This is a genomic window from Streptomyces sp. NPDC058964, from assembly GCF_042741275.1.
Classification (GTDB): Bacteria; Actinomycetota; Actinomycetes; order Streptomycetales; family Streptomycetaceae; genus Streptomyces.
In genome coordinates, this window is sequence record NZ_JBHYKH010000531.1 from 5040 (window position 1) to 6087 (window position 1048).

The window sequence follows — 1048 nt, forward strand, 5'->3', positions numbered from 1 at the left end:
GGGGGGGCGTGGGGGGGGGCGGGCCCGCGCCCCCGCGCCCCCCCCCGCCGCCCCCCCGCCCGGGGGGGGGGGGGGCGGCGGCCGCCCCCCCCCCCCCCGGTACTGGTGGTCGCGGAGCTTCGCGCCCACCCGGCGTCTGCGGGTCAGCACCGCCGACCTGGCGGCCCGGCGGGTGCGGTTGGCGGCCTGGAAGGCGCGGTACCTGCCGTAGGCGCCCTCTTCGAGGAGGCCGCGGCGGATGCCTTCCGGGCCCGCCGGGCGGCGGTGGTCCTGGGGGCGCCAGCGGACCGCGGCCAGGGAGGAGCGGCGGAAGAACTCGCGGGCCACCGCGCCGGGCATGTCCTCACGGGCGAAGGTGCGCAGCAGGTCGCCCACCATGACGTCGTAGAGGACCGCGCGGGCGGCGGGGCGGTCCTTGGCCAGGGACAGGAGCGCCTCGTAGCGGTCGACGAGCGCGTAGCGGTGTTCCGGGGTGGGCCGCGGCAGGCTCTGGGGGCGCAGCCGGCGGTTCTCGTGGGCGACCTGGTTGAGACAGGCGACCCGGTCTGCGTGGAGCAGGGCGGCGTACGCGGCGTACGGCTCGTCCTCGCGGTTGAGCGACTCCTCGTGCGCCCGCCAGAAGTCCGCCCGCAGGGCGCGGTTGCCGAGGAGCGGGGCGAGGCGCAGCAGGCCGGCGGCGTCGTCGAGGGCGAGGCCGGCGCGGCCCGCGCGCGCCAGGACGCGTCCGTCGGCCGACGGCATGCCGGACTTCTCCCAGGTGGTGGTGACGTGGTCGAAGAGGAGGACGTCGACCGTGTCCGGCAGTTCCGCGGCGCGCTCCGCGATCGTGCGGGCGGCCCCGGCGGGCAGGCCGTCCTTGGCGTGGACGAAGTGCAGCCAGCGGCCGGTCGCCCGCGCGGCCCCGGCCGCCCGGGCCGCCGCGTCGGCCCCGCCCGCCGGCCGGGGCCCCCCCCCCCCCCCCCGGGGGCGCCCCCCCCCCCCCCCCCCCCCCCCCGCCCCCGCCCCGGGGGGCGAACCACCCGCGGGCGCGGGGGGGCGGGCGGGGGCC

General features: G+C 81.8%; 1 pseudogene. It reads right to left on the bottom strand.

What is annotated here, in order from left to right:
* Positions 1-1048: pseudogene (locus tag ACFW2E_RS39325) on the bottom strand (hypothetical protein); the annotation flags it as partial.